This window comes from Devosia sp. GW821-FHT12F11 (genome assembly GCF_058806655.1).
The window spans coordinates 17,670-43,436 of the sequence record NZ_JBXAPX010000011.1 but is presented as its reverse complement, the minus strand read 5'-3'; the positions used below and the strand labels follow the sequence as shown (position 1 = coordinate 43,436).

The 25,767-nt window shown below is 65.5% G+C and carries 25 protein-coding genes; 11 read left to right on the top strand and 14 right to left on the bottom strand.

Annotation, left to right across the window (positions count from 1 at the left end; translation table 11 throughout):
• Window positions 1-188: 188 nt before the first annotated feature.
• From nirD to AC1ROK_RS26150, 8 genes are all read right to left on the bottom strand, one after another.
• Window positions 189-527 carry a nitrite reductase small subunit NirD gene (gene nirD, locus AC1ROK_RS26185; protein ID WP_492852448.1) on the bottom strand — a complete coding sequence of 113 codons (339 nt, stop codon included), beginning with the start codon at window positions 525-527 and terminating at the stop codon, window positions 189-191.
• Window positions 527-2,977, bottom strand: a complete 2,451-nt coding sequence (gene nirB / locus AC1ROK_RS26180; RefSeq protein ID WP_492852446.1) for a nitrite reductase large subunit NirB — start codon at window positions 2,975-2,977, stop codon at window positions 527-529. Before nirB ends, nirD begins: the two co-directional genes overlap by 1 nt.
• Window positions 2,974-4,257 carry an MFS transporter gene (locus tag AC1ROK_RS26175; protein ID WP_492852444.1) on the bottom strand — a complete coding sequence of 428 codons (1,284 nt, stop codon included), beginning with the start codon at window positions 4,255-4,257 and terminating at the stop codon, window positions 2,974-2,976. Before AC1ROK_RS26175 ends, nirB begins: the two co-directional genes overlap by 4 nt.
• 507 nt (window positions 4,258-4,764) lie before the next feature.
• Window positions 4,765-5,559: an ABC transporter ATP-binding protein gene (locus AC1ROK_RS26170; protein WP_492852442.1), complete on the bottom strand. Its 795-nt coding sequence runs from the start codon at window positions 5,557-5,559 to the stop codon at window positions 4,765-4,767.
• Window positions 5,560-5,570: 11 nt separating this feature from the next.
• Window positions 5,571-6,455 carry a nitrate ABC transporter permease gene (gene ntrB, locus AC1ROK_RS26165; protein ID WP_492852440.1) on the bottom strand — a complete coding sequence of 295 codons (885 nt, stop codon included), beginning with the start codon at window positions 6,453-6,455 and terminating at the stop codon, window positions 5,571-5,573.
• An 86-nt stretch (window positions 6,456-6,541) separates the two neighbouring features.
• Window positions 6,542-7,846 (bottom strand): CmpA/NrtA family ABC transporter substrate-binding protein, encoded by a 1,305-nt coding sequence (locus AC1ROK_RS26160; protein ID WP_492852438.1) that lies wholly within the window; start codon window positions 7,844-7,846, stop codon window positions 6,542-6,544.
• Between the two features lie 539 nt (window positions 7,847-8,385).
• Window positions 8,386-9,597, bottom strand: coding sequence for a CmpA/NrtA family ABC transporter substrate-binding protein (locus AC1ROK_RS26155; RefSeq protein ID WP_492852436.1), 1,212 nt, complete (start codon window positions 9,595-9,597; stop codon window positions 8,386-8,388).
• A gap of 2 nt (window positions 9,598-9,599) precedes the next feature.
• On the bottom strand, window positions 9,600-10,196 hold the full coding sequence (locus AC1ROK_RS26150; RefSeq protein WP_492852434.1) for an ANTAR domain-containing response regulator: 597 nt from the start codon (window positions 10,194-10,196) through the stop codon (window positions 9,600-9,602).
• Between the two features lie 142 nt (window positions 10,197-10,338).
• Here AC1ROK_RS26150 and AC1ROK_RS26145 point away from each other — a divergent pair, with 142 nt between their 5' ends.
• The 6 genes from AC1ROK_RS26145 to AC1ROK_RS26120 all read left to right on the top strand — a co-directional run bounded on the left by AC1ROK_RS26145 (window position 10,339) and on the right by AC1ROK_RS26120 (window position 15,805).
• Window positions 10,339-11,487, top strand: a complete 1,149-nt coding sequence (locus AC1ROK_RS26145; RefSeq protein ID WP_492852432.1) for an ROK family transcriptional regulator — start codon at window positions 10,339-10,341, stop codon at window positions 11,485-11,487.
• Window positions 11,484-12,254: an ATP-binding cassette domain-containing protein gene (locus tag AC1ROK_RS26140; protein WP_492852430.1), complete on the top strand. Its 771-nt coding sequence runs from the start codon at window positions 11,484-11,486 to the stop codon at window positions 12,252-12,254. Before AC1ROK_RS26145 ends, AC1ROK_RS26140 begins: the two co-directional genes overlap by 4 nt.
• A gap of 42 nt (window positions 12,255-12,296) precedes the next feature.
• Window positions 12,297-13,337 carry a sugar ABC transporter substrate-binding protein gene (locus AC1ROK_RS26135; RefSeq protein WP_492852428.1) on the top strand — a complete coding sequence of 347 codons (1,041 nt, stop codon included), beginning with the start codon at window positions 12,297-12,299 and terminating at the stop codon, window positions 13,335-13,337.
• Between the two features lie 230 nt (window positions 13,338-13,567).
• Window positions 13,568-14,563 carry an ABC transporter permease gene (locus tag AC1ROK_RS26130; protein WP_492852426.1) on the top strand — a complete coding sequence of 332 codons (996 nt, stop codon included), beginning with the start codon at window positions 13,568-13,570 and terminating at the stop codon, window positions 14,561-14,563.
• Window positions 14,560-15,336 carry an SDR family NAD(P)-dependent oxidoreductase gene (locus tag AC1ROK_RS26125; RefSeq protein ID WP_492852424.1) on the top strand — a complete coding sequence of 259 codons (777 nt, stop codon included), beginning with the start codon at window positions 14,560-14,562 and terminating at the stop codon, window positions 15,334-15,336. The genes AC1ROK_RS26130 and AC1ROK_RS26125 overlap by 4 nt, the downstream gene beginning before the upstream one ends.
• A gap of 49 nt (window positions 15,337-15,385) precedes the next feature.
• Window positions 15,386-15,805 carry a hypothetical protein gene (locus AC1ROK_RS26120; protein ID WP_492852422.1) on the top strand — a complete coding sequence of 140 codons (420 nt, stop codon included), beginning with the start codon at window positions 15,386-15,388 and terminating at the stop codon, window positions 15,803-15,805.
• Here the strand turns inward: AC1ROK_RS26120 and AC1ROK_RS26115 are convergent.
• From AC1ROK_RS26115 to AC1ROK_RS26095, 5 genes are all read right to left on the bottom strand, one after another.
• Entirely contained in the window at window positions 15,786-16,418 is a 633-nt protein-coding gene (locus AC1ROK_RS26115; protein WP_492852420.1) for a GNAT family N-acetyltransferase, read from the bottom strand. The two genes, AC1ROK_RS26120 and AC1ROK_RS26115, sit on opposite strands and share 20 nt — an antisense overlap.
• Window positions 16,408-17,889 carry a beta-N-acetylglucosaminidase domain-containing protein gene (locus AC1ROK_RS26110; RefSeq protein ID WP_492852418.1) on the bottom strand — a complete coding sequence of 494 codons (1,482 nt, stop codon included), beginning with the start codon at window positions 17,887-17,889 and terminating at the stop codon, window positions 16,408-16,410. The genes AC1ROK_RS26115 and AC1ROK_RS26110 overlap by 11 nt, the downstream gene beginning before the upstream one ends.
• 5 nt (window positions 17,890-17,894) lie before the next feature.
• On the bottom strand, window positions 17,895-18,734 hold the full coding sequence (locus AC1ROK_RS26105; RefSeq protein WP_492852416.1) for a carbohydrate ABC transporter permease: 840 nt from the start codon (window positions 18,732-18,734) through the stop codon (window positions 17,895-17,897).
• The gene (locus tag AC1ROK_RS26100; protein ID WP_156384658.1) at window positions 18,718-19,548 is read right to left on the bottom strand and encodes a carbohydrate ABC transporter permease; all 831 of its coding nucleotides are present in this window, start codon (window positions 19,546-19,548) and stop codon (window positions 18,718-18,720) included. Before AC1ROK_RS26100 ends, AC1ROK_RS26105 begins: the two co-directional genes overlap by 17 nt.
• 76 nt (window positions 19,549-19,624) lie before the next feature.
• Complete coding sequence (locus AC1ROK_RS26095) at window positions 19,625-20,893, bottom strand: ABC transporter substrate-binding protein (RefSeq protein ID WP_492852414.1); 1,269 nt, start codon at window positions 20,891-20,893, stop codon at window positions 19,625-19,627.
• A gap of 203 nt (window positions 20,894-21,096) precedes the next feature.
• Here AC1ROK_RS26095 and AC1ROK_RS26090 point away from each other — a divergent pair, with 203 nt between their 5' ends.
• The 5 genes from AC1ROK_RS26090 to nudC all read left to right on the top strand — a co-directional run bounded on the left by AC1ROK_RS26090 (window position 21,097) and on the right by nudC (window position 24,556).
• On the top strand, window positions 21,097-21,831 hold the full coding sequence (locus AC1ROK_RS26090; RefSeq protein ID WP_492852412.1) for a GntR family transcriptional regulator: 735 nt from the start codon (window positions 21,097-21,099) through the stop codon (window positions 21,829-21,831).
• Window position 21,832: 1 nt separating this feature from the next.
• Window positions 21,833-22,570, top strand: coding sequence for a sugar isomerase domain-containing protein (locus tag AC1ROK_RS26085; RefSeq protein ID WP_492852410.1), 738 nt, complete (start codon window positions 21,833-21,835; stop codon window positions 22,568-22,570).
• 138 nt (window positions 22,571-22,708) lie between these two features.
• Window positions 22,709-23,107, top strand: coding sequence for a RidA family protein (locus AC1ROK_RS26080; protein WP_492852408.1), 399 nt, complete (start codon window positions 22,709-22,711; stop codon window positions 23,105-23,107).
• Window positions 23,104-23,343 carry a YdeI/OmpD-associated family protein gene (locus tag AC1ROK_RS26075; protein WP_492852406.1) on the top strand — a complete coding sequence of 80 codons (240 nt, stop codon included), beginning with the start codon at window positions 23,104-23,106 and terminating at the stop codon, window positions 23,341-23,343. Before AC1ROK_RS26080 ends, AC1ROK_RS26075 begins: the two co-directional genes overlap by 4 nt.
• A 253-nt stretch (window positions 23,344-23,596) precedes the next feature.
• Window positions 23,597-24,556 carry an NAD(+) diphosphatase gene (gene nudC / locus AC1ROK_RS26070; RefSeq protein WP_492852404.1) on the top strand — a complete coding sequence of 320 codons (960 nt, stop codon included), beginning with the start codon at window positions 23,597-23,599 and terminating at the stop codon, window positions 24,554-24,556.
• Between the two features lie 187 nt (window positions 24,557-24,743).
• Here nudC and AC1ROK_RS26065 read toward each other — a convergent pair whose 3' ends face one another.
• The gene (locus tag AC1ROK_RS26065; RefSeq protein ID WP_492852402.1) at window positions 24,744-25,577 is read right to left on the bottom strand and encodes a carbohydrate-binding family 9-like protein; all 834 of its coding nucleotides are present in this window, start codon (window positions 25,575-25,577) and stop codon (window positions 24,744-24,746) included.
• Window positions 25,578-25,767: the final 190 nt, after the last annotated feature.

Here is a 25,767-nt window from a genome sequence, read left to right as displayed (position 1 = left end):
GGCTTCCCTGCCCCTCATCCGTCTCGGCCTGCGGCCGATCCACCTTCTCCCTCAAGGGGAGAAGGGCATCCTGACTGAGATGTCGAGGCGGTCGTCCTTCTCCCCTTGAGGTCAGCGGACGAGAGCGAACGCCCTCGCCGCGAGGTGCCCGAAGGGTGGATGAGGGGCAGGTAAGCCACGATGCCAGCCTACTCCGCCGCCATCAGCATGACCTCGGCCGCCATGAAGATGCGGCCATCGACCACGTTCACTGCAAAGGTCCTGACCTGCCCCTCGTCGGCGCCCTGCGCCTCGCCGGTCGCGAGATCGAACACCCAGTTGTGCAGCGGGCAGGTCACCGAGCCGCCATGCACGATGCCTTCGCTGAGCGGCCCACCTTTGTGCGGGCAGCGGTTCTCGATGGCGTAGACCTGGTTATCGGCAGTGCGGAACACCGCGATCTTGCCGGCTGGCGTGTTGACACAACGCGCGCCACGTAACGGAACCTGCTCGAGGCGCCCGATCTCGATCCAGTCGTTCATGTCCATCACTCCGCTGCCTGCGGCACGCCGAATTCCGCCAGCGCGGCGAACTCGTGCGCGTCCTTGCCATTGACCCGCTCTTCCCACGGATCGACCTGGGCGAATTTCTGGCTGAAGACGAACCGGTCGTAGTAGAAGCGGCGCTTCGTGAGGTCGCGGACGATCGAGGCCTGGATCGACTCCATCCCCACCCGCTTCAGCCACTTGTACATGCGCTCGAGATAGCGGCCCTGCTCGCGGTAGAGCTGGGTTAGCGCCGCGATCACCTCGATCGCATCCGTCTCGGTGTCGACGTGGCAGAGCGGCTCGGTGCCCTTGATGTCGAGACCGGCGGCACCAGCGAAGACGATGTCGTAGCCGCTGTCGACGCAGATCACGCCCACATCCTTGCAGGTCGCCTCGGCGCAGTTTCGCGGGCAGCCCGAGACCGCCATCTTCACCTTGGCCGGGGTCCAGCTGCCCCACATGAACTTTTCGAGCTTGATGCCGAGCCCGGTCGAATCCTGCGTGCCGAACCGGCACCAGTCCGAGCCGACGCAGGTCTTCACGGTGCGCAGGCCCTTGGCGTAGGCAGCGCCCGAAACCATGCCGGCGGCATTGAGATCGGCCCAGACGCCGGGCAGGTCTTCCTTCTTCACCCCGAGCAGGTCGATGCGCTGCCCGCCGGTGACCTTCACCGCCGGGATCTTGAACTTGTCGGCGACATCGGCGATGGCGCGCAGCTCGTTCGGGCTGGTCATGCCGCCCCACATGCGCGGCACCACCGAATAGGTGCCATCCTTCTGGATGTTGGCGTGCACACGCTCGTTGATGAAGCGCGACTGCCCGTCATCCTCATACTCGCCCGGCCAGGTGGCGATCATATAGTAGTTCAGGGCCGGCCGGCACTTGGCGCAGCCGCACGAGGTCTTCCACTCGAGCTCCTGCATCAGCTGCGGGATGGAGCGCAACTCCTTGGCGATGATCAGCCGGCGCACATCGTCATGGCCGAGATCGGTGCACTTGCACATCGGCTGCACCGCGGCGGGGTTGTAGCTGTCGCCCAGCGTCAACAGCAGCAGCTTTTCCACCAGCCCGGTACACGAGCCGCAGCTCGCCGAGGCCTTGGTATGGGCGCGGACATCGTCGAGCGACGTCAGGCCCTTGGCGGTAATGGTACCAGTGATCTTCGACTTACATACGCCGTTGCAACCGCAGATCTCTGCCTCATCCGGCAAGGCTGCAACGGCCGCCGTAGGGTCCAGCGGGGCACCACCCTGGTAGTTCTGGCCGAAGATCAGCGTGTCGCGCATTTCGCGCGTATCGACGTTGCGCTTCAGCATGTCGTAGAACCACGGCCCGTCGCCGGTATCGCCGTAGAGCACCGTGCCGATGATCTTGTCGTCCTTGAGGATCAGCCGCTTGTAGACGCCGGCGCTGGCATCGCGCAGCACGATCTCCTCGCGGTCGTCGCCCTCGGCGAAATCGCCCGCCGAGTAGAGGTTGACGCCGGTGACCTTGAGCCGGGTCGCCGTGGCGACCGGGGTAAACGTCGCCTTCTCGTCGCCGCAGAGCTGCGCGGCGAGGACGTTCGCCATGTCGTAGAGCGGCGCCACCAGCCCGAAGGTCGCCCCGTTGACTTCGACGCATTCGCCCAGCGCGTAGATCGAGGGGTCCGAGGTGCGCATCTGCGCGTCGACCACGATGCCGCGATTGGCGGCGAGGTCGGCGGTCTTGGCGAGGGCGACGTTCGGCCGGATGCCGACCGCCATCACCACCAGGTCCGCCGGGATCACCGAGCCATCGGCGAACTCGACGCCGGTGACCCGCTTGTCGCCGAGGATCTGCTTGGTATTGGCCGAGGTCATCACCTTGATGCCGCGCGCCTTCATCGATTCCCCGAGCAGGTACCCCGCCGCCGGATCGAGCTGGCGCTCCATCAGCGTCGGCATGACATGCACCACGGTGACGTCCATGCCCTGCTCGTTGAGCCCGGCTGCCGCCTCGAGGCCGAGGAGGCCCCCGCCGATCACTACCGCCCTGCCCTTCGACTTGGCGGCCAGCATCATGACGTTCACGTCGTCGAGGTCGCGATAGGTGACCACACCAGCGAGGTTCACGCCCGGCACCGGGATGATGAACGGCACCGAGCCGGTGGCGATCACCAGCTTGTCGTAGCTCTCGGTGATCCCGTTGACCGAGGTCACGGTCTTGTTCACCCGGTCGATGCTTTCGACCTTGCAGCCCTTGTAGAGCGTGATGCCGTGCTGGATGTACCAGGCGTCGCCGTGGATGACGATGTCGTCGAAACTCTTCTCGCCCGACAGCACCGGGCTCAGCATGATGCGGTCGTAATTGACCCGCGGCTCGGCGTTGAAGATCACCACCTCGTAGCGATCAGGATCGGTCTCGAACAGCTTTTCCAGCGCCCGCCCGGGCGCCATGCCGTTGCCGATGATGACGAGTTTTTCTTTCACTGAACCGTCTCCAGTTGAAGGTGGGCAGCCGGCTGCACGCGGGTCATGCGGCGCACGGCGATGTGCATGAGGGCGAAGGACACGGCGACCAGCACGAACAGCGCCATGAAGCAGCTGCTCCACAGCCCCGTCGCGTCGTTGAGCCAGCCGAACAGCAGCGGCAGGATGAAGCCGCCGAGCCCACCGATCATGCCGACGAGGCCGCCCACCGCTCCGACATTTTCGGGGTAATAGGCCGGGATGTGCTTGTAGACCGCCGCTTTGCCGAGGCTCATGAAGAAGCCGAGGACGAACACCAGCCCGATGAAAGCCCAGGGGCTGATGCCGAAATTGACGGTGAAACTGCCGCTGATGCCGTGCACCAGCATGTCGCTGGGCGGGAGGGCGAGGATGAAGGTCGCCACGGCCGAAACGCCGAAGGTCCAGTACATCACCGTGCGCGCCCCGATCTTGTCGGAGAGCGAGCCGCCATAGGCGCGGAACAGGCTGGCCGGGATCGAGTAGGCGGCGGCCACCATGCCGGCGGTCTTGATGTCGAAGCCGTAGACCCCGATCAGGTAGCGCGGCAGCCACAAGGTCAGCGCCACGAACGCCCCGAAGGCGAAGAAATAGTAGAGCCCGAAGCGCCAGACCCGGATATCCCGCAGCGGCGCGAACTCGGCGGCGAGGCTGCGCTGCGGCGCGCCTTCCTGGCGGCGCTTGATCAGCACCGGATCGTCCTCGGTGGTGAACCAGAACACCACTGCCATGACGGCGAGCACCGCGGCCCAGCTGAGCGCCACCGCCTGCCAGCCGAACGCCACCATGACGAACGGCGCGACGAACTTGGTCACCGACGCCCCGACATTGCCGGCGCCAAAGATGCCGAGGGCCGTGCCCTGCTGCTTCTGCGGATAGAACCGCGACACATAGGCGACGCCGACCGCGAACGAACCGCCGGCAAGGCCGACCCCGAGCGCCGCAATGAGGAACTGCTCGTAGGTCTGCGCGAAGACGAGGAGCGAGGTGGCGACTGCCGCCGCCAGCATGGTCATGGTGTAGACCAGCCGCCCACCATAGCGGTCGGTCCAGATGCCGAGCGCGATGCGCACCAAGGAGCCGGTCAGCACCGGCGTGCCGATCAACAGGCCGAACTGCGTCTCGGAAAGACCGAGCTGATCCTTCAGCGCCACCCCGATGATCGAAAAGATCGTCCAGACGGCAAAGCAGACGGTGAAGGCGATGGTCGACAGCGTCAGCGCACGGCGCTGCGAGGCGATTTGAGCATCAGGGGCGCTCATGAATTCTCTCCGCTGGGATGAGAGCCAAAACAAAAAACTCCTGCGAGGCGCAGTCCGTCGTGGACCGTGCTTCTGAGGGCGACTTTGCCTGTTGGGGATGCGCCCACCGTTGGACGCCGGATGAGAAGCGCGGAAACCGCGTCTCATGAGAACAGTAATGCACATAGCGTGCCAAACTGGGGTTGAAGCGAAAACGCTAGGTTTGGCAGTTATTTAGAAGGATGCCGCGAAAATGATCGGGCAGCAGGACTGACTAATTTGAGTCCAGAGCGGACGGGATATTGCACAGAATTTGACCACACGGATTCGGCGTCCAAATATTGAGCAATAGTCCGAACGACCCAGTGAACACCCCTCCCCACCGATGTCATCCCAGCGAAAGCTGGGACCCATCTCACCGCCTGCGCCAGCCGATAGTTGGGTCCCAGCTTTCGCTGGGATGACACCGAGTTGGAGGGAGCCTCGGTGGTCACCCGTAGCGCCGGATCGGCTCCCCTGACCCCGCCCTCACGCCGCCTCAACAAACCGATGCCGCTCGTACAGGAACTTCAGCACCGCCTCACGGCACTTGAGATAGGTCCGGTCACCGGCGAGCTCGAGCCGCCGGCGCGGCCGGGCCAGCGGCACATCCAGCACTTCGCCGATCCGCGCTGCCGGCCCGTTGGTCATCATCACGATGCGGTCACTCAGCAGCACCGCCTCGTCGACATCGTGGGTGATCATGATCATGGTGTTGTGGAGCCGCTCGTGGATCTCCATCACCGCATCCTGGAGGTGCGCCCGGGTCAGCGCGTCGAGCGCCCCGAACGGCTCGTCGAGCAAGAGGATCTTCGGCTCCATCGCCAGCGCCCGGGCAATGCCGACGCGCTGCTTCATGCCGCCCGAGATCTCCGCCGGACGCTTGTCCCGCGCGTGGCCCATCTGCACCAGGTCGAGATTGTGCATGATCCACTCATGCCGCTCGGCCCTCGACTTCTTGCCGCCGAACACCTTGCTGACCGCCAGGTTGACGTTCTCGTAGACCGTCAGCCAGGGCAGCAGCGAATGGTTCTGGAACACCACCGCCCGCTCCGGCCCCGGCCCGCTCACCACTTCCGAGCCAAGGACGATCGCCCCCGAGCTCACCTCGGTCAGCCCGGCGATCAGGTTGAGCAGCGTGGACTTGCCGCAGCCCGAATGCCCGATGATCGAGATCACCTCGCCCTCGGAAATCTCCAGCGAAATGTCCTTCAGCACCTCCGAGGTCACCCCGTTCCGCTCGAAGCTTTTGTCGACGTGTTCGATCTTGAGATAGCCAGTCATGTTCGGGTCCCTCAGTTCGCGGCCGTGCCGCGGGTGATGAAGGCGCCGAAGCCGGCAACGAGGCGATCGAGCACGAAGCCGATCACGCCGATATAGACCAGCGCCACGATGATGTCGGGCAGGCGCGACGAGTTCCACGCATCCCAGATGAAAAAGCCGATACCGACCCCGCCGGTGAGCATTTCCGCTGCGACGATGGCGAGCCAGCTGAGCCCGATGCCGATTCGCAAACCGGTGAAGATGTAGGGCGCCGCGGCAGGCACCATCACCTTGAAGAAGAACTCGATCGGGTTGAGCCGGAGGATCGCCGCGACGTTCCGGTAGTCGTTCGGGATGTTCCTTACGCCCACCGCAGTGTTGATGATCACCGGCCACACCGCGGTGATGAAGATGACGAAGATCGCCGAGGGGTGGCTATCGCGAAATGCCGCCAGCGACAGCGGCAGCCAGGCCAGCGGCGGCACGGTGCGAAGGATCTGGAAGATCGGGTCGAGCCCCCGCATCGCCCACACCGATTGCCCGATAAACGCCCCGACCGCCACGCCCACCAAGGCGGCAAGGCCGAAGCCGATGGCGACCCGCTGCAGCGAGGCGAATACCCGCCAGGCGAGCCCGATATCGCCATTGCCATAGTCGAAGAACGGGTTCCAGATCAGCTCGCCCGCCTGCTCCCACACCACCGATGGCGGCGGCAGCGAGGCGCCCGGAGTCGAGCAGGCGATCTGCCAGATCAACAGGATCAACAGGATGACGATCAGCGGCGGCACGACAGAGCGCGCGACGCCCCTGGTGACCTTCTGCATGTCGATCCTGCGGCTGGCGGGCTGCGCCGGAAAGGCGAACACCTTCGCCTTCTTGGTCGGCACGACGGTTTCGAACTGGGCCTCTGCACTCATGCTCGCGGGGTCCGTTACTGAATGAGGGAAAAAGTGGCGCCGAGCCGGGATAGAGCCCGGCGCCAGTCAGGGGACATCTACCCCGGTCAGCCCAGCGCAGTGATCGCGAGGCTCTCGAGATAAGCGGACGGGTTTTCGGGATCGAACACCTTGCCGTCAAAGAAGGTCTCCGGCCCGCGCGAACTGGTGGCCGGGATGTCGGCTGCCGCGACGCCGAGCGTCTTGGCCGCATCGCGCCACAGGTCCTCGCGGTTCACCTGATCGACCAGTGCCTTCACGTCGGTTTCGGCCGGGAGGTACCCCCAGCGGATATCTTCGGTGAGGAACCACGCATCGTGGCTCTTGAACGGATAGGACGCATGGTCCTTCCAGAACTTCATCTCGAGCCCGGTGGCGGTGACGACGCGGCCGTTGCCGTAATTGATGTCGCCCTTCAGCCGCCCCAGCACATCGGCCGGCGGCACGTTGAACCAACCGCGCTTGCCGAGGATCTGGCTCAGCTCTTCCTTGTTGGCCATGTCGTCGGCCCACTGCGCCGCCTCCATCACCGCCATCAGGATGGCGCGGGTGGCGATCGGGTTCTTCTCGATGAAATCGTTCCTGAGCCCCAGCGCCTTTTCCGGGTGCCCCTTCCAGAGCTCACCCGTCGACGTCGCGGTAAAGCCGATCCCCTGGTTGACCAGTTGCTCGTTCCACGGCTCGCCGACGCAGAACGCATCCATGTTGCCGACCTTCATGTTCGCCACCATCTGCGGCGGCGGCACGGTGATGGTCGAAACCTCGGTATTGGGGTTGATGCCGCCGGCGGCGAGCCAGTAGCGGATCCAAAGGTCATGCGTGCCGCCCGGGAAGGTCATCGCCACGGTGACTTCCTTGCCTTCGGCCTTACGCTTGGCGAACACATCCTTGAGCGGCGAGGAGTCGAGGCCGACGCCGACATCCTTGTAAGCCTGCGCCACCGAGATCGCCTGGCTGTCGAGATTGAGCCGCGCCACGATCGACATCGGCAGCGGCACGTTGTTCTGCGTCACCTTGCCGGTCGAAATCAGGTAGGGCATCGGCGTCAGGATATGCGCCCCGTCAATGCCGTTGGCGGCGCCGCCCAGCACCAGGTTGTCGCGCGTCGCGCCCCAGCTGGCCTGCTTCAGCACTTCGACATCGGGCACGCCATGCTTGGCAAAGAGCCCCTTCTCCTTGGCAATGACCAGCGCCGAAGCGTCGGTCAGCGCGATGAAGCCGAGCTTGGCGCCGGTGACTTCCGGGCCCGACCCTTGGGCAAAGGCGCCGGAGGGGAACAGGGTCTTGGCCGCCACGAGCGTTGCCGCGGTGGCGGTAGTGCCCGCGAGGAAAGCCCGACGGGTGAGGAGGGAGGTGGTGGTCGGTCTGGTCATCAAGTCTCTCCGAGTGATGCGATCAAGCCGGCGCCCCGAAGTGCCCTCGGCCCCAAACAGAAAAGCCGCCAACAGGTCTTGCGCGCTGGCCCGAAGACCAGTCGGCGTTCCTGTTGGCGGCTTTGCCTGTATTGGGGCGCCCACCGTTGGACGCCGAATGATCGCGATTTTGCGTTCGGAGATTGCAATGCACGCGCCGTGCCAAACTGAGTGACGGCGATAAGTGATGAGATTTCAGATGGTTAGGTGCGTGGTTGGAATTTGGGCAGGAGCGGATTCTGCTCAATCGGAATCCACATGCCCACAATCTGCGCATAGAATAGGCAATTGCAGGATATGCCTATCGTTTGCGCAAAGGTCGAGGTGACGGTGCTAGGGGCCACCTGACTGATAGAGACGCCCCCCTCCCGGCCTCCCCCATAATGGGGGAGGTGAAGAGTCGAGGCTCTGTCTTCGTTCGTCCCAAACTCTCGATGCGGCACCTCCCCCTTCATGGGGGAGGATGGGAGGGGGCCGTCTGCTTCAGTGACGCGCCTAAACTACGGCGCCCGCTGCCCCTCAATATACGCCTCGACCAGGTCCGGATCGAACGGCACCCCGTCGAAGAACCCGTCCGGCCCGATTACCAGCGTCGCCGATGTCGATGGCACCTCGGTCGGCGCCGTCAGCAGCCCCTCGACCTTGCTGTCGGCGAGCGGCATCGGCACCCCGAGCGGCGCCAGGGCCGCGCGATAAACATCCGGACGGAAGGTCATTGCCGCTGCGCGCGCCCGCTCGGCTTTGTGCTCGACCTCGCCCCAGCGCACCATCTGGCTGTAGAACCAGGCGGCGTGGCTGGTCCATGGGAAATTGGCTGCCCCGGCATAGGGGACGAAGTGGTCCGGCACGCTCGCCACCACCCCACCGCCGATATCGAATTCACCGCTCAGCGCCGGCAGGATCAGCTCGGCCGGCAGCCCGAGATAATGCGGCGCCGCCATGATCGCGGCGATCTCTTGATGGTTGGCGCTCTCGCCGCACCACACCGCAGCATGGTGCACCGCCCGGATCAGCCCGGCGACGATCTCGCTATTGGCCTCGGCCCAATGCGCCCGCATGCCGATCACCTTGTCGGGGCTCGAGCGCCAGATCGCGGCCTTCACCGTGGCGATATGCGCCCCGGCATTCTTCACCCCCACAGTGTTCCACGGCTCGCCGACGCAATAGCCGTCGATGCCGCCCGAGCCGAGCGCTTCGGGCAACAGCGGCGGCGGCAGCACCACGATCTCGATATCGCGCTCCGGCACGATGCCGCTCGCCATCAGCCAGTAGCGCAGCTCGTAATTATGCGATGAAGTCTGGTGCACCACGCCGAACCGCAGTTTCTGCTCGGACGACGCGACCACCCGCTTGAGCGCCGCTCCCACCGGCCCCGCCGCCAGCGTTGCCGGCGCCCCGGCATCGGCGAGCCTCGCCCAGAGTTCGGCGCTCACCGTCACCCCATTATTGCCCAGCCCCAGCATCATCGGGGTGATCATCGGCACCGATAGCGGGTTCAGGCCCAGCGTCGCGGCGATCGGCATCGGCGCCAGCATCTGGGCGAAATCGAAGTGCCCCAGCGCCGCCCGGTCGCGGATATTGGCCCACGAGGTCTCCTTGACCAGATGCAGGTCGAGCCCTTCGGCCGCTGCAAAACCCTTCTCGCGCGCCAGCACCAGCAGCACGCTGTCGAGCAAGGGCAGGAAACCGGCGGAGAGGGCAATGAGCGACATGATTATTCCTCTGGGCCGAGCAGGCTGTCGGCCGTCACCAGGCTCTGGGCAATATCGACGATGCGGCGGTTCTGGTTCATTGCGGTCTTGCGTAGCAGCTTATAGGCATCCGCCTCGCTGAGCCCGCGCGTGCGCAACAGGATTGCCTTGGCCTGGTCGATGACCTTGCGATCCTCGAGTTCGCTGCGCGCCTGCTCCAGCTCCCGCGTCAGCCGGGCGAAGGCGTTGAAGCGGCTCACCGCCATGTCGAGGATCGGCTTCACCCGCTCCTTCTTCAGCCCGTCGACCACATAGGCCGAGACCCCCGCTTCCACCGCCGCCTCGATCGCCGAAGCGTCCGAGCGGTCGACGAACATGGCGATCGGCTTCCTGAGCGCCCGGCTCAGCGTGAAGAAATGCTCCAGCCGATCGCGGTTGGGGTTCTCGAGATCGATCACCACCACGTCGGGCATGTCGCGCTCGATGACGCGCGCCACCTCGTTGATCTCGTTGACCACCGTGACCCGGAAATGCCCGGCCTCGCGCAATCCGTCCTCGATGATCGAGGCACGGATGCGGTTCTCGTCGATCACCAGAATGGCGAGGTCCTGTACCGGCATGGGGTGTTATCGGCATGTTCGAGCTGCACAATCAAGCGCCGCCTTCGCAACCCTGCCCATCATTTCAGCGCCGATTTCTGAATTCCATTTGACTTAATAAATCCACCGTCACAGTCTCCCGGTCCAGCCTAGGAGGGACGCCTTGGGCCTCAGGGGGACGAACCAGGAATTCGGACGGCCGTACAACCGGCGCATCGTCCTTGAAGCCATCCGCGCGACTGGCCCGACCACCCGTGGGCGCATCGCGGCGGAGGTTGGCCTCACCGTCCAGACCGTCTCCACCATCATCCGCGAGCTCGAAGAGCAGGGTTACATCCTCTCCAGCCGCGAGGAACCGCGCGGCCGCGGCTTGCCGCCGACAACGCTGCGCCTCAATCCCGAGGGCGGCTATGCCATCGGCATCCATTTGACCCCGCTCGGCCTCGATGCCGCGCTGATCAACCTCGCCGGCGATGTCATCGGTTCAGCGCATCGCGATGCTGCGCATGTCACGCCCGACGAGGGCTTTGCGCTGATCGGCGCCATGCTCACCGAGCTTCGCGCCCTCCGTCATGGCGTGCGCATGCTCGGCGTCGGCCTCGCCCTCCCCGGCCCGTTCGACGTCGACTCGATGAGCTTTGTCGGCCCCACCACCATGGCCGGCTGGGGCAATGTCCGGCTGCGCGAGCGGCTTGCCGAGGTGAGCGGCATGCCGGCCTTCATCGAGACCGACATGGCCGCCGCCGCGCATGGCGAACGGCTCTATGGCAATGGCGCCGAGTTCGCCGATTTCTACTACCTGTTCTTCGGCGTCGGGCTGGGCGGCGTCATGGTGCATGACGGCACAGCGTTGCGCGGCGCCTGGGGCAATGCCGGCGAGATCGGCCACCTCCCGTTGGTGCCCGACGGCGAGCCCTGCCCCTGCGGCAATCGCGGCTGCCTCGAGCGTTACGTGTCGCTCGAAGCCTTCGCGCGCCGCGGCCTCAGCGAAGCGGCCTATGCCGACGCCATCGGCCCGCAACTGCGCGCCGCCCTCATCACCATCGAGAACCTGTTCGACCCGGAGACTATCATCCTCGGCGGCCTCGCCCCTCCCCCACTAGCCGCCGAGCTGGCCCGCGTCGCTGCCGACCTGCCCAATTCCGTCTCCGCCCGCCGCGACCGCAAGGCGCCCCGGCTGATCATCTCCGATGGCGGCCCGCACACCGTGCTGCGCGGCGCCGCGGCGCTGGCGGTGGCCGGCGTGCTGTCGCCGCGCTTCGGCCAGCTCTTCGCCCCCGGTCACACCCAGCTCAAGGGACTTGCCGCATGACTCGTTTCGAACCGCTGCTTGTCCTCGACGACATCAAGAAGAACTATGGCGCCATCGAAGCGCTGAAGGGCATCAGTTTTACCATCGGCAAGGGCGAGGTCGTGGCGCTGCTCGGCGATAATGGCGCCGGCAAATCGACGCTGGTGAAGATCATTGCCGGCGGGCTCGAGCCGACTTCCGGCAAGATGCTGTTCGAGGGCCGCGACTTCCTCGCCAGGTCGCCCTCCGAAGCCAAGGCCGCCGGCATTGAGACGGTCTACCAGGACCTATCGCTCGCCACCAATGTCGATGTCGTCGCCAACTTCTTCATGGGCCGCGAGATCACCAGGAAGGTGCTGGGCATGTCGGTGCTGGACGAAAAGGCGATGGAGGCCGTCGTCGCCAAGGCCCTTGCCAGCGCCGGCACGAAGATCCCGTCGCTCCGCACCAAGGTCGAGCACCTCTCGGGCGGCCAGCGCCAGGCCATCGAGCTCAACCGGTTCGTCCATTGGGGCGGCAAGCTGGTTTTGCTCGACGAACCCTTCGCGGCGCTCGGCGTCGAGCAGACCCGCCGCGGCCTCGAGATGATCCGCGCCGTCGCCAATCAGGGGATTGGCGTCGTCATCATCACCCACATCATGCAGCAGGCCTTCCAGGTCGCCGACCGGATCGTGGTGATCCGCCAGGGCGTCGTGGCCGGCGATGTTGCAACCAAGGATACGAGCCCCGATGCGGTGGTCAACATGATCACCGGGGAAACCCTGGCCGCTGCCGGAGCGGCTGGTTGAGGGGCAGAACATGCACAATCCGGCACACAGGAGCGAACGAAAATGAAGCGAATACTTCTATCCCTCCTAGGCGTTCTGGCAGTGGCGCTCGCCCTGCTGACGCCGGCCTTCGCCCAGACCAAAGGCAAGGTCTACTACCTCGTGCCGACCCTGCTCGATGAGTTCCAGACCGGCTCGGTCTCGGCGCTGGAAATGTTCCTGAAGCAGGTCGGCTACGAGATGCAGACCCTCAACGCCGACAACAAGACCGACGTGCAGCAATCCCAGATGAACGACGTCATCGCGCTGAAGCCCGCGGCCATCATTCTCGCCGCCGTCGATTTCAACGCCCTGAAGCCCTCGATCGAGGCAGCCATGGCCGCCGGCATCCCGGTGGTCGAGTTCGACCGCCAGATCACCTCGACGCCGTCGTCCTTCACCTCCGTCGCCGGCACCGTCGAGATCGGCTATGTCGCCGCCGAAGTGGTCGAGGGTCTCCTCACCAAGAAGAACGGCGCCGTGAAGGGCAAGGTGCTGCAGGTGCTCGGCGATCCGGGCGACCCCTACACACTCGATATCCAGAAGGGTTTCGAGGAGAAGATGGCGGCCTATCCCGACGTCAAGATCATCTCGCTGCCGGCGCTCGGCTGGGCTGCTGACGCTGCGGGCACCATCGTCAACGACCAGCTGCTGGCCAACCCCGATATCGACCTGATCTTCAACCACGCCGCCCACCTTTCGGTCGCCGCTGCCGCGTCGCTGGAAGCGGCCGGCAAGAAGCCGGGCGACGTGCTGATGCTCTCCTCGAACGGCGCGCCGGTCGGCCTCGACCTGATCCGCAAGGGCTGGATGCAGGCCGAAGTCGAGCAGCCGCTCTACGCCCAGGCTGCCGCCGTCGCCATGTTCATGGACAAGATCGTCAACAAGCAGGAGATCAAGGCCGGCTCGTACGACGTGCTGGGTCTCCCCTCCACCGTGACGATCGAAGCCTGGGGTCCCAACATCAAGATCCCCGGCGCCGCCATCACCATGGAAAACATCGACAACCCGGCCTTCTGGGGCAACATGAAGCCCCCGACGGATACCGTGAAGTCGGTGGAGTAAGCCAACGAAGCCGCAGTGGGCACCCTCCCCCTCGCGGGGAGGGTAGTGAAGCTGGGAGCGAAGCGACCTAGCGGAACTAGGGTGGGGGGTGCCCTGAGCCGGGACCGTGCCTACCTCGCACCCCACCCAAGCTGCGCTAGCCCGCAGGAGCGGCCAAGCTCCGCTACCCTCCCCGTCCAGGGGAGGGTAGCCCGACTGCAACATCAGTTCGAAACCGAGCGATCCTTTCAATGAACCCCAACACCCGCCGCGCCCTCGAGTTCATCCTCGATAACCTCGTCTGGTTCATGCTGCTGTTCGTGCTGCTGGTGTTCTCGATCTTCGTGCCGAACTACTTCCAGCCCGGCATCTTCGCCAACATCATCGAGGCCTCCTCGGTGCTCGGCGTCATGTCGATCGGCCTCGCCCTGGTGATCATCGCCGGCCACATGGATCTCTCGGTCGAATCCGTCGCGGCACTTTCCGCCATGGCGGTCGGCATCGTCTTCTGCTCGGCCGGTATCGGGATGGGCGTGCAATTGACGCCCGATTGGCTCGGCGTCCCGGTCTCGCTGCTCATCGCGCTGGGCGTGGGCAGCGCCATCGGCGCCTTCAATGGCCTGTTGATCGTCAAGCTGAAGATGAACGCCTTCATCGTCACCCTCGCTTCCTACATCTGGGTGCGCGGCGTGGTGCTGGCGCTCTCCGGCGGCCGCTCGGCGCAGGACCTGGCGCCCGCCATCCGCTGGTTCGGCGTGCAGCGCCTGCTCGGCCTGCCGCTCACCGCCTGGATCGCCATCCTCTGCTTCGTGGTGTTCTCGCTGATCATGGCCAAGTCGCGGTTTGGCCGGCACCTGATCATCATCGGCGGCAACCAGAACGCTGCCTTCCGCGCCGGCATCAAGGTCGACCGTATCCTCATCACTTCGTTCGTGCTCGCCGGCGCCATCGCCGCGCTCGCCGGCTGGCTGCTCGCCATCCGCACCTCGGGCGCCACCGCCAATCTAGGCATGGGGCTGCTGTTCAACGCCTTCGCCGCGGTGGTGATCGGCGGCGTCAGTTTGAAGGGCGGCGTCGGCGCCCTGCCCGGCGTCTATGCCGGCGTGCTGCTGCTCTCGGCCATCAACACCGCCATCAACCTGATGGGGCTGCCCGCCACCTCCACCCAGGTGATCCATGGCCTCTTGGTGCTCGCTGCCGTGCTCCTCGACACACTCAAACTCTCGATCAGGCAAAAACTCGCATGACCAAACGACTTGAAGGCAAGACCGCGCTCGTCATCGGAGCGGCGCGCGGCATCGGCAAAGCTGTCGCCGTCCGCTTCGCCGAAGAAGGCGCCAACCTGGTTGTCGCCGACACCGAACGCGAGGCCGGCGCGGCGACCGCCGCCGAGCTCGGCGCGCCGTTCATCTTCACCGATATCTCGAAGCTCGCCGACGCCGAGGCCGCCGTGGCGCTGGCGCTCGAGAGCTATGGCCGGCTCGATATCCTGGTGCAGAATGCCGGCATCTACCCCTGGCAGCTGCTCGAACAGACTTCGGTCGATGACTGGGATCGGGTCATGGGGGTGAACCTGCGTGGCAGCTTCATCGCCGCCCGCGCCGCGCTCACCCCGATGAAGGCGCAGGGCTATGGCCGCATCCTCTTCACCTCGTCGATCACCGGGCCGCACGTCACCAGTCCCGGCCACGGCCATTACTCGGCCACCAAGGCCGGCATCAACGGCTTGATCCGTGCCGCCGCGCTCGAGTTCTCCGGCTACGGCATCACCGTCAACGGGGTCGAGCCCGGCAACATCCTCACCGAAGCGGTGCAGCAGCACCGCTCCCCCGAGTTCCTCAAATCGATGGAAGACGCCATCCCGCTCGGCCGCCTCGGCAGCCCCCGCGACGTCGCCAACGCCTTCCTGTTTCTGGCATCCGACGAAGCCAGCTACATCACCGGCACGACGATCATCGTCGATGGCGGCCAGCTATTGCCGGAGGGGAACGACTTCAGGATCATGCCGGATCGGGACTAGGCGGCACCACAAAGTTGAACCAGTCAGGGCGGCGCGGTAGGCATTCGCGATGATGAAAGCGGCAAAAACCGCCACGCTGTTGGCGGCAATGGTGATTGCGTCATGGCCGGCCTCCGGGCAGGAGCTGACCAGCGTTCCACCGCATGAGCTGATGCCGCGTCGCTACATTGAGTATCCAGTGATTTATGCACTCTGGAACCTGCTGGGCAGCGCGGCCGCCTGCAGTGCGGCGCTTGGTGACACCGCTATCCTCGACAGAGCGCGTGACAAAAGCACGGCTGTGCTGCACGCCGCCGGGTACGCTCCAGAGACCTACGAGGCGACGCTGCACCGCTTCGTCGCCATGGTCCCAATTCCTCCGCAACAGCCTGCAGCCGTGACCTCGAGGTACTGTGCCGCAGCCTTGGCCGAAGGAGAGCGGCTGGCCGACGCCTACATCGCAGGGAGGGCTAAAGCCCCGTCACCATGAACGTCGTGTGCCGCGGCAGCACCGGATCCCGCAGCACCTCGAACCCGAGCTTCTTATAGAACGTCTGTGCCCCGCGGTTCACCGGGCTCACCTGCAGGTGCATGCCCCTCGCCCCTGCCCGCTTGAGCTTTGCCATCACATGCTCCATGCCGCGCCGGCCGATCCCCCGGCCACGCGCCTCCTCGAGCAGGTCGATATGGCCATGTGCCGGATAGCGGTGCAGCACCTCGGGGTAGACGAATTCGGGATGACGGATCGCGTATCGCGCCCAGTCGCTGCCCTGCCACCGGCTCTCGTCCGGCCCCGGATCGGTGAGCCGCGCCGCCAGCGGCGGAAACCACTCCGCCGCCATTTTCGCGTAGATCCCAGGCGTATCCGGCGCCCCGAAGATATAGCCGCACACCCCGTTGGGCCCATCGACCACGAAGGCGAAATCCGGTTCGTACACCTGGTAGGGCACGGCGTAGATCAGCCCGAGCAGGTCCGGATCGTCCTCGCGGGCGGTAGCGTCTTTGCCCGAGTCGCCAGTGCGAAGGCACACCAGGTTGAGCGCCGCATGGTCCTCGGCCAGCGCGCCCCGCAGCCGGTAGCCGCCGCCGAAATCAAGCACCATGCCGGTAGCGCCCGCTGCGGTCGCGCGGCAGCAGCTCCTGCACTGCCACGGTGAAGCCCTGCCGGTAGAAGTTGTAGATTCGGTCCTTGTCGGGGAATTCGGCGCTGCGGGGCGGGTCGCCCGCCAGCCAGTCGAGATAGGTGACGAGGTGCGTCATCTCCTCGCGCGCTTCCCACAGATAAGGGTGGAAGGCGTAAAACAGGTCGCGATTCTCGAGCTCGGTCATCCGGTGGAACAAGGCGGTGATGCGGTCGCGGAACTGCACCAGCGCCTCGTGCCCGTTCTGCCAGCTCTCGCTGCGCACGTCGGGCCGCTTCTCGCTCATCAGCCGCCGCGCCGATTGCAGCAGGCCCTCGACCTGCGGCCCACAGCGGAACGGCTGGTAGAACAATTCACCCAGCAGCCGGATCTCTTCTATCGTCAGCGTCTCGGTCTGCCCGGTGAAGGCCAGCCGGAAGCGCGGCTGCCACGCCTTCAGCGCCAGCGCGAAAGCCGAGGCCTCGTCGTCCGAGCCGGCGGCGAAGGCGCCGGTCGCGTGTACCGGCACGAAGTTCGCCTCGAACTCGTTATTGGGGTTGGTGATGATCCCGTCGATCAGCGGCAGGATATCGGCGTGCCGGCCGCCCAGCGGCCCGGCATAGACGCGGCGGATATCATAGTCGTTGGCGTGGAAATTCTCCCAGATCACCGGCTTCCGCCGCAGCACCCGGCCGACTTCACGCAGGCTCTCGGCGCTGATGGTCTTGGAAACAATATCCGGCCCGGTCCAGAACACCCCGATCTCCGGGTGGAGGTCGGCCCCGATGCTGTTGAGATAGGCCGAGCCCGGCACGTCATGCCCGGCGAACGCCGCGCAATATTCGGTCGGGCAGAACAGCACCGCCGCTCCGGGAACCCGCGCCTTGACGTGCTTGAACGCCTCGTTGGCGAAATAGCTCTGTGCCGCCGCGAAGGAGGGGAAGGCCCGCTCGTCGGCCGGCATCATGGTGCGCGGGATATCGTCGAACAGCAGCGCGAAATGCGTCACGCCGAGGTCCAGGAGCTGGTCGAGCCGGCGCTTCAGCGCCTCGAGGTCGCTTGCGTCCGAATAGACGACATCGAGACACGGGGCGATCGCCACCATGAAAATGAGCTGCCGCGCGCGTGCCGCGTCGACCAGCTCCTGGAGGGCTGCGGCTTCCACCGCGTTGTAGAGTTCGCGCCAGCGGGCGCGGATCTTGATGTCGTCCTTGGGGCCATAAACGAAGCTGTTCATGCCCGCATTGGCGATCCAGTCGAGCATCTCGACCCGCTGCGGATGCGTCCACGCCCGACCGTAAAAGCCTTCGATGACGCCTGAGAGGAACGTCGTGGGCACCTTGGCGCGCCCCGCCCCTTGTCGATCCGGCTGATCCAGCAGCACATCCAGCGACCAGCCGGAAAGCCCCGGCGGCGATGCGGCGACATCAGGAAAGTGGTGAACAGTTCCCATCTGGTTCAGTCCATCGCTGTTGCGGTGAGCCCGGCGATCACATGCCGTTGCAGGATGAAGTAGAGGATCAGGATCGGCACGGTGGTGATGGTCAGGGCTGCAAAGACCAGCGAGTAGTCGGTGCTGTGATAGCCCGAGAACCGCACCAGCCCGACCGGCAGGGTGCGCTGCGCATCGTCGGTGATGAACAGCAGCGCGAAGAGCAACTCATTCCATACGCTGATGGTGTTGAGCACCACCATGGTCAGCATGGCCGGCCACACCATCGGCACCGACACATGCCAGAAGATCTCCCAGGTATTGGCGCCGTCGAGCCGCGCCGCTTCCTCCATGTCGGGCCGGATCGAGATGAAATAGGCCCGCATCAGGAACACCGTGAAGGCCAGTTGCCAGGCGGCCCCCGGCAGGATCAGCGCCCAGGGGGTATTGAGCAGATGCATGTCGCGCAGCTGCGTAAACAGCGCAATGGCGACCGAAGGCGGGGGCAGCAGCAACCCGATCAACAGGGTGCGGTACATGAGCTTGCGGCCCGGAAACTCCAGCCGGGTAAAGGCGAAGGCGGCCGCCGTGGCGAACAGCACGCACATGCTGACCGCGACCAGTGTCACGAACACCGAGTTGAGGTAGAGCGTCCCGAGCCCGCCGACCTGCCAGGCCTCGATGAGATTCTCCCAGCGCCACTGTGCCGGCAAAGCGAAGGGCGAGCGGAAGATCTCGCGGTTCGATTTGAACGACGAGTAGACCATCCAGATCGCCGGATAGAACATGACGAGGACGATGACGCCGGCCACCCCGAACTGCAGCCATTCGGCCGTGCTGCGACGCCGTTCAGTAGCGCGTGACATTGCCGCGCTCCGAAATCTTGAGATAGGCGATCGAGATCAGCGAAACGACCAGCGTCAGCACCACAGTGAGCGCCACCCCATAGCCGATCTGGTTCTGGTCAAAGGCCTGCTTGATGATCCAGGTCGCCGGCACTTCGGTCGCCCCGAACGGCTGCCCGTTGGTCATGGTGAAGAACAGGTCGAACCCGGCAAAACCGCCGGTCACGGCGAGGAGGATGCAGACGATGACGTTCTGCTTCAGCATCGGCAGGGTGATGGCGGTGAACTGCTGCACCCCATTGGCGCCATCGAGCCGCGCCGCCTCGTAGAGGTTGCGCGGAATGCGCCTGAGCGCCGCAAAGAAGATCACCATGTAGAAGCCGGCATATTTCCAGCCCGAGACGATGCAGATGAACAAGAGCGCCGTCTCCGGCTGCGCCAGCCAGGGCTGCGCCCAGTCGCCGAGCCCCACCGACCTAAGCGTCGAGTTGAGCAGCCCGGTGCGATAGTCGAGCACGAACTTCCATAGGACGCCGGCCGCCGACATCGACAGCACCACCGGCGCAAAGAACATGCCGCGCATCAGCGAGAAGCCGCGCCGATCCGAGTTGAGCAGCACCGCCATCACCAACCCGAACGTCACCTCGAAGACGAGGGTCGCGGCGATATAGAGAACGACATGCACGAACGACATGAGGAAGGTCGGGTCGGTCAGCGCCCGGGCGAAATTGGCGAAGCCTGCCCAGCGCGGCGCGCTGAACCCATCCCAGAAGGTGAAGGCATAATAGACCGAGGCGCCGAGCGGCAGCAGCACGAAGGTCGCGAATAACAGCATCGCGGGCGCCGCGAACAACAGGTTCGCGGCGCCGGTGCTGATGGGAGCCGAGCGATCTTGCAACTGCTGGCGCCGGTTACTGCTTGCCCATGGCGGCGAGCGTCTCGTCGAGCCAGACCAGCGCGTCCTTGGCGCTCTTTTCACCCGAGGCGGCAAAGGCGGCTGCCTGGTAGAAGGCCTCGGCGACCGGCACCGGATACTTGTTGTCCGGCGGCGGCACGATGCCCGAAGCGCCGCTCATCAGCGCCAGCATGGCCTGGGTCTGCTCGTCGAGCTTCGCCTTGTCGCTGACGCCCTGCACCGGGCTCATCTGCCCGCTCTCCGCCCACTTGATCTGGCTCGCTTCCGAGGTCAGGAACTTGAGGAACTTGATCGCTTCGGCCGGGTGCGGCGCGTTCTTGTGGACGACGAGACCGGTGATGGTGCCGATCACGCTGTTGGCCAGCGGGTGCGCCGGATCGATCACCGGTGTGTTGAACTGGCCGTATTCGAAGCCCTCGTCGGCGAGGTTGCCGGTCTCCGACACCAGCCACGAGCCGATCGGGTGCATCACTGCGCCTTCCTGGAAGAACGTCGCCATTGCCGGGTCGGCGCCGAGCGCCTGCATGTCCTTGTTGAAGGCCCCGACGTCGTGCAGGCCGACCAGGAGGTTCAGCGCCTTCTCGAACTCGGGCGTGTTGAACGGCGCCTCCTGCTTGAAGGCGGCGACATAAGCGTCCGGCGGCACCACCATGGCGGCGATGTGGCCGGCCCAGTTGCCCAGCGGCCAGAACTCGTTATTGCCCTCGACGATCGGCGTCTCGCCAGCCTCGGCCAGCGTCTTCGAAAGCGCGACGAACTCGTCCCAGGTCTTGGGCGGCGTCAGGTTGTGCTCGGCGAAGATTTTCTTGTTGTACCAGATGGTGTTGGTCAGATCGAGCGACAGCGGCACCAGATACGGCTTGCCGTCGACCATGGTGCCGGCACCGTCGGTCCACACGGCCGGCGAGAAGCTATCCTTCCAGCCGTCGGCGGCCATCGCCTCGCTGAGGTCATAGGCATAGCCGGCGGCGACGTCGCGCTGCACCGGGAAGCCCGCCCACTCGAAGAAGATGTCCGGAACCTCGTTGCTCTTCAGCTGGGTGATCAGCCCCTGGTTGGAATACTGATCGTCGTCGAAGACGATCTCCTTGATCTTGATGTCGGGATTAGCCGCCTGGAAATCGGCAATGATCGAATCGAGCGCCTCGCGGCTCGCCCCGCCGGTGATGGAGTGCGTGAAGCGCACTTCGGTCTCAGCCATCGCGGCCGTGCTCAGCAGCAGCAATGCGGTCGCTGTAGTCAGCGCCAATCGTTTGGCCATCATCGGTAACACCCTGTTTTCGCCCCAAATCTCTTGGCAGCTATCTCCCCTGCCAACTGGTATGTTATTGGTTTAGACCAGTTTGTCCAGCGCTCAAAACTCCCAAAAGAACGTCGACGACGTACCACGCAAGCCGCTTGCAAACGCCAGTCCAAAATCATACCAGTTGCGACAAGAACAACCACAGCTCACCGGTCGGAGGACGCTTGGACTTTTACGCGGCGGTACGCGAACGGATGGAGGCCCGGCATGGCCCCCTGGGCGAGCGGCTGCGCAACGCGCTGACCGCCGTGCTCGATTCCGGCGCCATCGCTCCCGGCGAGTCGCTGCCCTCCGAACGCGAGATGGCCGAAGCGCTCGCCGTCTCCCGCTCGACCTTGCGCCAGGGGCTGAAGGAACTGGCCCAGCAAGGCATCATCGCCACCCGGCCGGGGGCCGGCACGGTGGTGATCGGCCGCATTCCCAAGGCGCTGTCGCAGCTCTCGGGCTTCACCGAAGACATGCGCCAGCGCGGGCTGGTGCCGACCTCCCGGGTGCTTGAATGCTCGATCGGTCGGGTCGGGGCCGATGCCGCTTTTCGCACCGGCCTGCCCCTCGGCTCGCCCATTCTCACGCTGGTCCGCCTGCGCCTTGCCGGCGGCGAGGCCATCGCGCTCGAGCGCGCCGTGGTGCCGGTCGAAGCCGTCGGCGCCGACTATGATGGCTCGGGCTCGCTTTACGAACGCATGGACGCGCGCCACGCCCGTCCGCACCGCGTGCTGCAGAGCCTCTCGGCCACCGAAGCCGACGAGACACTTGCCGCCCAGCTCGGCATCCGCCCGGGCGCCGCGGTGCTCGAAGTTTCACAGCTCGGCTACGGCCTGTCCGGCACCGTCGTCGAGGATGCAATGACCTGGTATCGCGGCGATCGGTACAAGTATGTCGGCGAGATCAGAGGCTAGAATGACCACCCCGCGCCAGCGTTATCGCGACCAGCTCGCCACCATCTTCGACCGCGTGCTCGGCGAGCAGTCAGCTGCCCTCGACGCAGCCCGTGACGCCGTCGCCACCGCGCTCGGCACCGATCACCTGGTCTATGTCGCCGGCTCCGGCCATTCCCACCTGATCGCCGAGGAAGCCTTTTATCGCGCCGGCGGCATCGCTGCGGCGCAGGCCATTCTCGATCCCGACCTGATGCTGCACCTCGGCGCCGAGCGCTCCACCCTGCTCGAACGCGAAGCCGGCCGCGCCGAACGCGTCCTCGCCGACTATCCGGTCGAGGCGGGCGACGTGGTGTTCATCGCATCCAACTCCGGGCGCAACGCCTATCCGATCGAGATGGCGCTCGCCTGCAAGGCCCGCGGCGCCACCACCATCGCACTCACCTCGCTCCGCCACGCGCGCGCCATCACCTCGCGCCACCACTCGGGCAAGCTCCTCTACCAGGTCGCCGATCTCGTCCTCGACAATGGCGGCGAATACGGCGATGCGGCGCTCAGTGTGGGCAACGACATCCGCATGGGCCCGACCTCGACCATCGCGGGCGTATTCATCCTCAACGCCGTGCTGGCCGAGGCTGTCGACCAGCTGTCGCATAACGGTGTCGAGGTTGATGTTTATCAGAGTGCAAACATGCAGGGCGCCGAAGCCGCTGCAGAGGAAATGATCCGCCGGTGGCAATCGCGGATCAGGGGGCTGTAGGGTCGTCCGGGCAGGCGACTCTACAGCCTCGACCATTCTGGCCGGGACGTGGCGCGGTAATAGAATACCGCGAAATCTGCTGACTTCAGCTGTCAGCAGCCCAGCGGCAGGGTTGGGCGTCAACCAAGGAGACGTCCCATGCCCGTTCAGCACCTCAATCCCGAGACGCTGCATTCCAATCCCGTGTTCACCCAGGCTATCCTGGTGCCATCAGGGGCGCGCACCCTGCTGATCGGCGGCCAGAATGCCGTCGACCGGTACGGTCAGGTGGTCGGCAAGGGCGATGTCGCCGCCCAGTCGGCGCAGGCGCTCGGCAATCTCAAGGCGGTGCTCGACGCCGCTGGAGCCAGATTCGAGGATCTCGTGAAAGTCACCGTCGTCATCGACCAGCACGCCGATCTCCGCGCCGCTTTCGGCGCCTGGATGAACTTCTGGGGCGCCCGCTCCAACCCGCCCACCGTCACGGTGCTGCGCGTCGCCGGCCTCGCCAACCCCGACTACCTGATCGAGATCGAGGCCCAGGCGGTGCTCGCATGAGCCCGGCGCTGCGGCCACTGCGCAAGCGCGAGGAAATGCCCGACTTCGTCCGCGATGCGCTCGAACGCAGTGGCCTCCGCGCCGCCTACGACGCTCGCCCGCCCTACCAGCGCAACGACTACCTGCTGTGGATCAACAAGGTGAAACGCGAGTCGACCAAGTACAAGCACCTCGCCCAGATGCTCGAAGAGCTGGAGGTCGGCGGGGTCTATATGGGCATGAAGTGGAACGGCTGAGCGGGTAGGCGGTGCCCGGTTCGCCCCTCACACTCGATGTCATCCCTGCGAAAGCAGGGACCCATTTATCCGCTCGTGCGGGCTGTGAGTTGGGTCCCTGCTTTCGCAGGGATGACACCCGGTGGGTAGGGCGAGGCCGTGGACAATCTCGGACGGCGCGCTCACCGATTTCCGATAGCATAGCGCTCGCCTCCCGCTTGCAGCCCGCGCCGCATCCCCCTACACCCTCCCCGACCAACTCGAGGGGGCAGCAGTGGACTACGCGTTTGCATTCAAGCCGGGTGAGCTCGACCGCGTCGCGCACCTGCGCACCACCGAAGAGACCCGCACCGATCCGGGCGCCAGGACGCTGGTGTTCTGGCGCGGCAAGCTGCTCGCCGATGCCGAGGGCCGCCCCGCCGCCGTGCCGCTCGATCACCCCGCGCTCTCCGACAGCCGCGAGGCGCCTCTGTTCGTCGGGTTGACGCCCGATGGGCCGCGCTTCGCCGCCGACTTGCCGCTCTGGTCGCCGCCCGAGGACGCCACCACCATCGGCCAGTTCATCGACCAGACCCAGCAGGTCCACCCCGGCTTCCCCGAGATGAAGTTCGTGGAAATCCGCGGCCTGATGCCGACCCTCACCCGGCTCGAGGGCGAGACCGTGGCCACCGGGCGGGCGCTGATCAGCTGGCATTCGAGCCACCGCTTCTGCGCCAATTGCGGCGCGCCCAGCGCCGTCGAAAGCAGCGGCTGGGTCCGCAAGTGCCCGCAATGCGGCACCCAGCATTTCCCGCGTACCGACCCAGTGGTGATCATGGCCATCACCCGCGGCGATCTTTTGCTGCTCGGCCGCAGCCCGAGCTGGCCGGAGCGGATGTATTCGCTGCTCGCCGGCTTCGTCGAGCCGGGCGAAACCATCGAAGCGGCGGTGCGCCGCGAAACGCTGGAAGAGAGCGCCATCAAGGTCGGCCCGGTGCGCTACGTCTCCTCGCAGCCCTGGCCGTTCCCGATGTCGCTGATGTTCGGCTGCCAGGGCGACGCGACGAGCGAGGCGATCACCATCGACCCGGTCGAATTGTCCGACGCCCGCTGGGTCACTCGCCGCGACGTGCTCGAAATCCTCGCCGGCACCCACCGCGAAATCAACCGCCCCCGCCCCGGCGCCATCGCCGGCGCCCTGATCGAAGCCTGGGCCCACGGCAAGCTGCTCGACCCGGATTATTGGGGGAACTGAGGGGCTGGCGCCATAATTGGACTTGGGTTCTATCCTCCGCACCGGCTGTCATCCCCGCGCAGGCGGGGACCCAGTGCGATCTCTCAGCTTCCCCTTGCCTTGAAGCATCCCACTAGGTTCCCGCCTGCGCGGGAATAACGCCGGTGGGTGGGCAAGTATCGGCGCCGAATCCGCTCCCCGCGGCCCCCTACCCCTCGCCACCCACGACCTTCGTCGAAAAGTGCACATACGGGAACAGCTCGGGCATGTGCGAATCCCACACGCCATGCGCGCTCCACGCCCAGCCGCCTGAATCCTCGGCCGGCTTCGCAGCCCGGTAGGTGTTGAAGCGCGAGAAATCCATGCGCCAGGTGTCGCCGTCGCGCGGCGGCAGGGCGCGGCCGTCGGTGGCGAGCCAGCCCAGGCTGGCCCAGGGAATGGCGATCTCCGCCGTCCAGCCGCGATCGCGGTCGGTATTGTCGTTGAGCGTCCCGTCGATCGACGCGGCGGCCCTCAGCCCCGGCATGTCCCAGCTGAACAGCCCGAGCCGCGTTCCCCTGGGATGCTTGTCGAACCCCACCCCGTTCCAGGGTTTGGCCCCCGGCGCGGTGCGCGAGAACTCCGCCGCCTTGCTGAAGCCAGCCCGCTCATAAGCATCCTCCCAGACGAAGAACGCCTCGTAGATCGTCCCCAGCGCGTTGAGTTCGAGCTCGTAATAGGCATCGGCGCCGGCGACGAACAGCTCGACGTCGTTCTCGCTCCAGATCAGTGCGTCGCGCTCGGTGAGCCCGGCTTCGACGAACGGCTCTTCCACCCAGAACCCGACATAGAGATGCGTATCGTCCCACAGCACCGCGGCGCGCGTGTCGTGCACCGTCGGCTTGCCGGTGATCAGGTCGACGAAGCGCGGCGAGCGTGGCGCCAGCCCCCAGGCCGCTGCATCGAGCCGGCCATCGATCGAAGGCGGCTCAGCCACGCGATAGGCGGTATAATGTTGAATGCGCTCCTCGGGCCACGGGAACGGCGATGTCGGTGTCGTCATGGCGATCTCTGAGTGGTTCGAGGCCGGTTATCGCGTTGACCGCCGCGCCGTGCCAACAGTTTTGTTGCCCTGCCCAATCCTTCTCGGGACTCGGCGCTATCTCCGGTGCCGAACCACCCCTTTCACCTCCCCACCGGGTGTCATCCCAGCGAAAGCTGGGACCCAACGCGCCACAGCGCTGGTGGATAGA

Bases quoted from the DNA above. Each gene is read 5' to 3' on its own strand.
- AC1ROK_RS26075 (WP_492852406.1), top strand. From the start codon at position 23,104: ATGAGCCCGGCGCTGCGGCCACTGCGCAAGCGCGAGGAAATGCCCGAC.
- AC1ROK_RS26080 (WP_492852408.1), top strand. From the start codon at position 22,709: ATGCCCGTTCAGCACCTCAATCCCGAGACGCTGCATTCCAATCCCGTG.
- AC1ROK_RS26170 (WP_492852442.1), bottom strand. From the start codon at position 5,559: ATGACTGGCTATCTCAAGATCGAACACGTCGACAAAAGCTTCGAGCGG.
- nirD (WP_492852448.1), bottom strand. From the start codon at position 527: ATGGACATGAACGACTGGATCGAGATCGGGCGCCTCGAGCAGGTTCCG.
- AC1ROK_RS26155 (WP_492852436.1), bottom strand. From the start codon at position 9,597: ATGTCGCTCATTGCCCTCTCCGCCGGTTTCCTGCCCTTGCTCGACAGC.
- AC1ROK_RS26125 (WP_492852424.1), top strand. From the start codon at position 14,560: ATGACCAAACGACTTGAAGGCAAGACCGCGCTCGTCATCGGAGCGGCG.
- AC1ROK_RS26160 (WP_492852438.1), bottom strand. From the start codon at position 7,846: ATGACCAGACCGACCACCACCTCCCTCCTCACCCGTCGGGCTTTCCTC.
- AC1ROK_RS26150 (WP_492852434.1), bottom strand. From the start codon at position 10,196: ATGCCGGTACAGGACCTCGCCATTCTGGTGATCGACGAGAACCGCATC.
- AC1ROK_RS26120 (WP_492852422.1), top strand. From the start codon at position 15,386: ATGATGAAAGCGGCAAAAACCGCCACGCTGTTGGCGGCAATGGTGATT.
- AC1ROK_RS26110 (WP_492852418.1), bottom strand. From the start codon at position 17,889: ATGGGAACTGTTCACCACTTTCCTGATGTCGCCGCATCGCCGCCGGGG.
- AC1ROK_RS26135 (WP_492852428.1), top strand. From the start codon at position 12,297: ATGAAGCGAATACTTCTATCCCTCCTAGGCGTTCTGGCAGTGGCGCTC.
- AC1ROK_RS26100 (WP_156384658.1), bottom strand. From the start codon at position 19,548: ATGCTGTTATTCGCGACCTTCGTGCTGCTGCCGCTCGGCGCCTCGGTC.
- AC1ROK_RS26105 (WP_492852416.1), bottom strand. From the start codon at position 18,734: ATGTCACGCGCTACTGAACGGCGTCGCAGCACGGCCGAATGGCTGCAG.
- ntrB (WP_492852440.1), bottom strand. From the start codon at position 6,455: ATGAGTGCAGAGGCCCAGTTCGAAACCGTCGTGCCGACCAAGAAGGCG.
- AC1ROK_RS26095 (WP_492852414.1), bottom strand. From the start codon at position 20,893: ATGATGGCCAAACGATTGGCGCTGACTACAGCGACCGCATTGCTGCTG.
- AC1ROK_RS26140 (WP_492852430.1), top strand. From the start codon at position 11,484: ATGACTCGTTTCGAACCGCTGCTTGTCCTCGACGACATCAAGAAGAAC.
- AC1ROK_RS26065 (WP_492852402.1), bottom strand. From the start codon at position 25,577: ATGACGACACCGACATCGCCGTTCCCGTGGCCCGAGGAGCGCATTCAA.
- AC1ROK_RS26115 (WP_492852420.1), bottom strand. From the start codon at position 16,418: ATGGTGCTTGATTTCGGCGGCGGCTACCGGCTGCGGGGCGCGCTGGCC.
- AC1ROK_RS26085 (WP_492852410.1), top strand. From the start codon at position 21,833: ATGACCACCCCGCGCCAGCGTTATCGCGACCAGCTCGCCACCATCTTC.
- AC1ROK_RS26175 (WP_492852444.1), bottom strand. From the start codon at position 4,257: ATGAGCGCCCCTGATGCTCAAATCGCCTCGCAGCGCCGTGCGCTGACG.
- AC1ROK_RS26130 (WP_492852426.1), top strand. From the start codon at position 13,568: ATGAACCCCAACACCCGCCGCGCCCTCGAGTTCATCCTCGATAACCTC.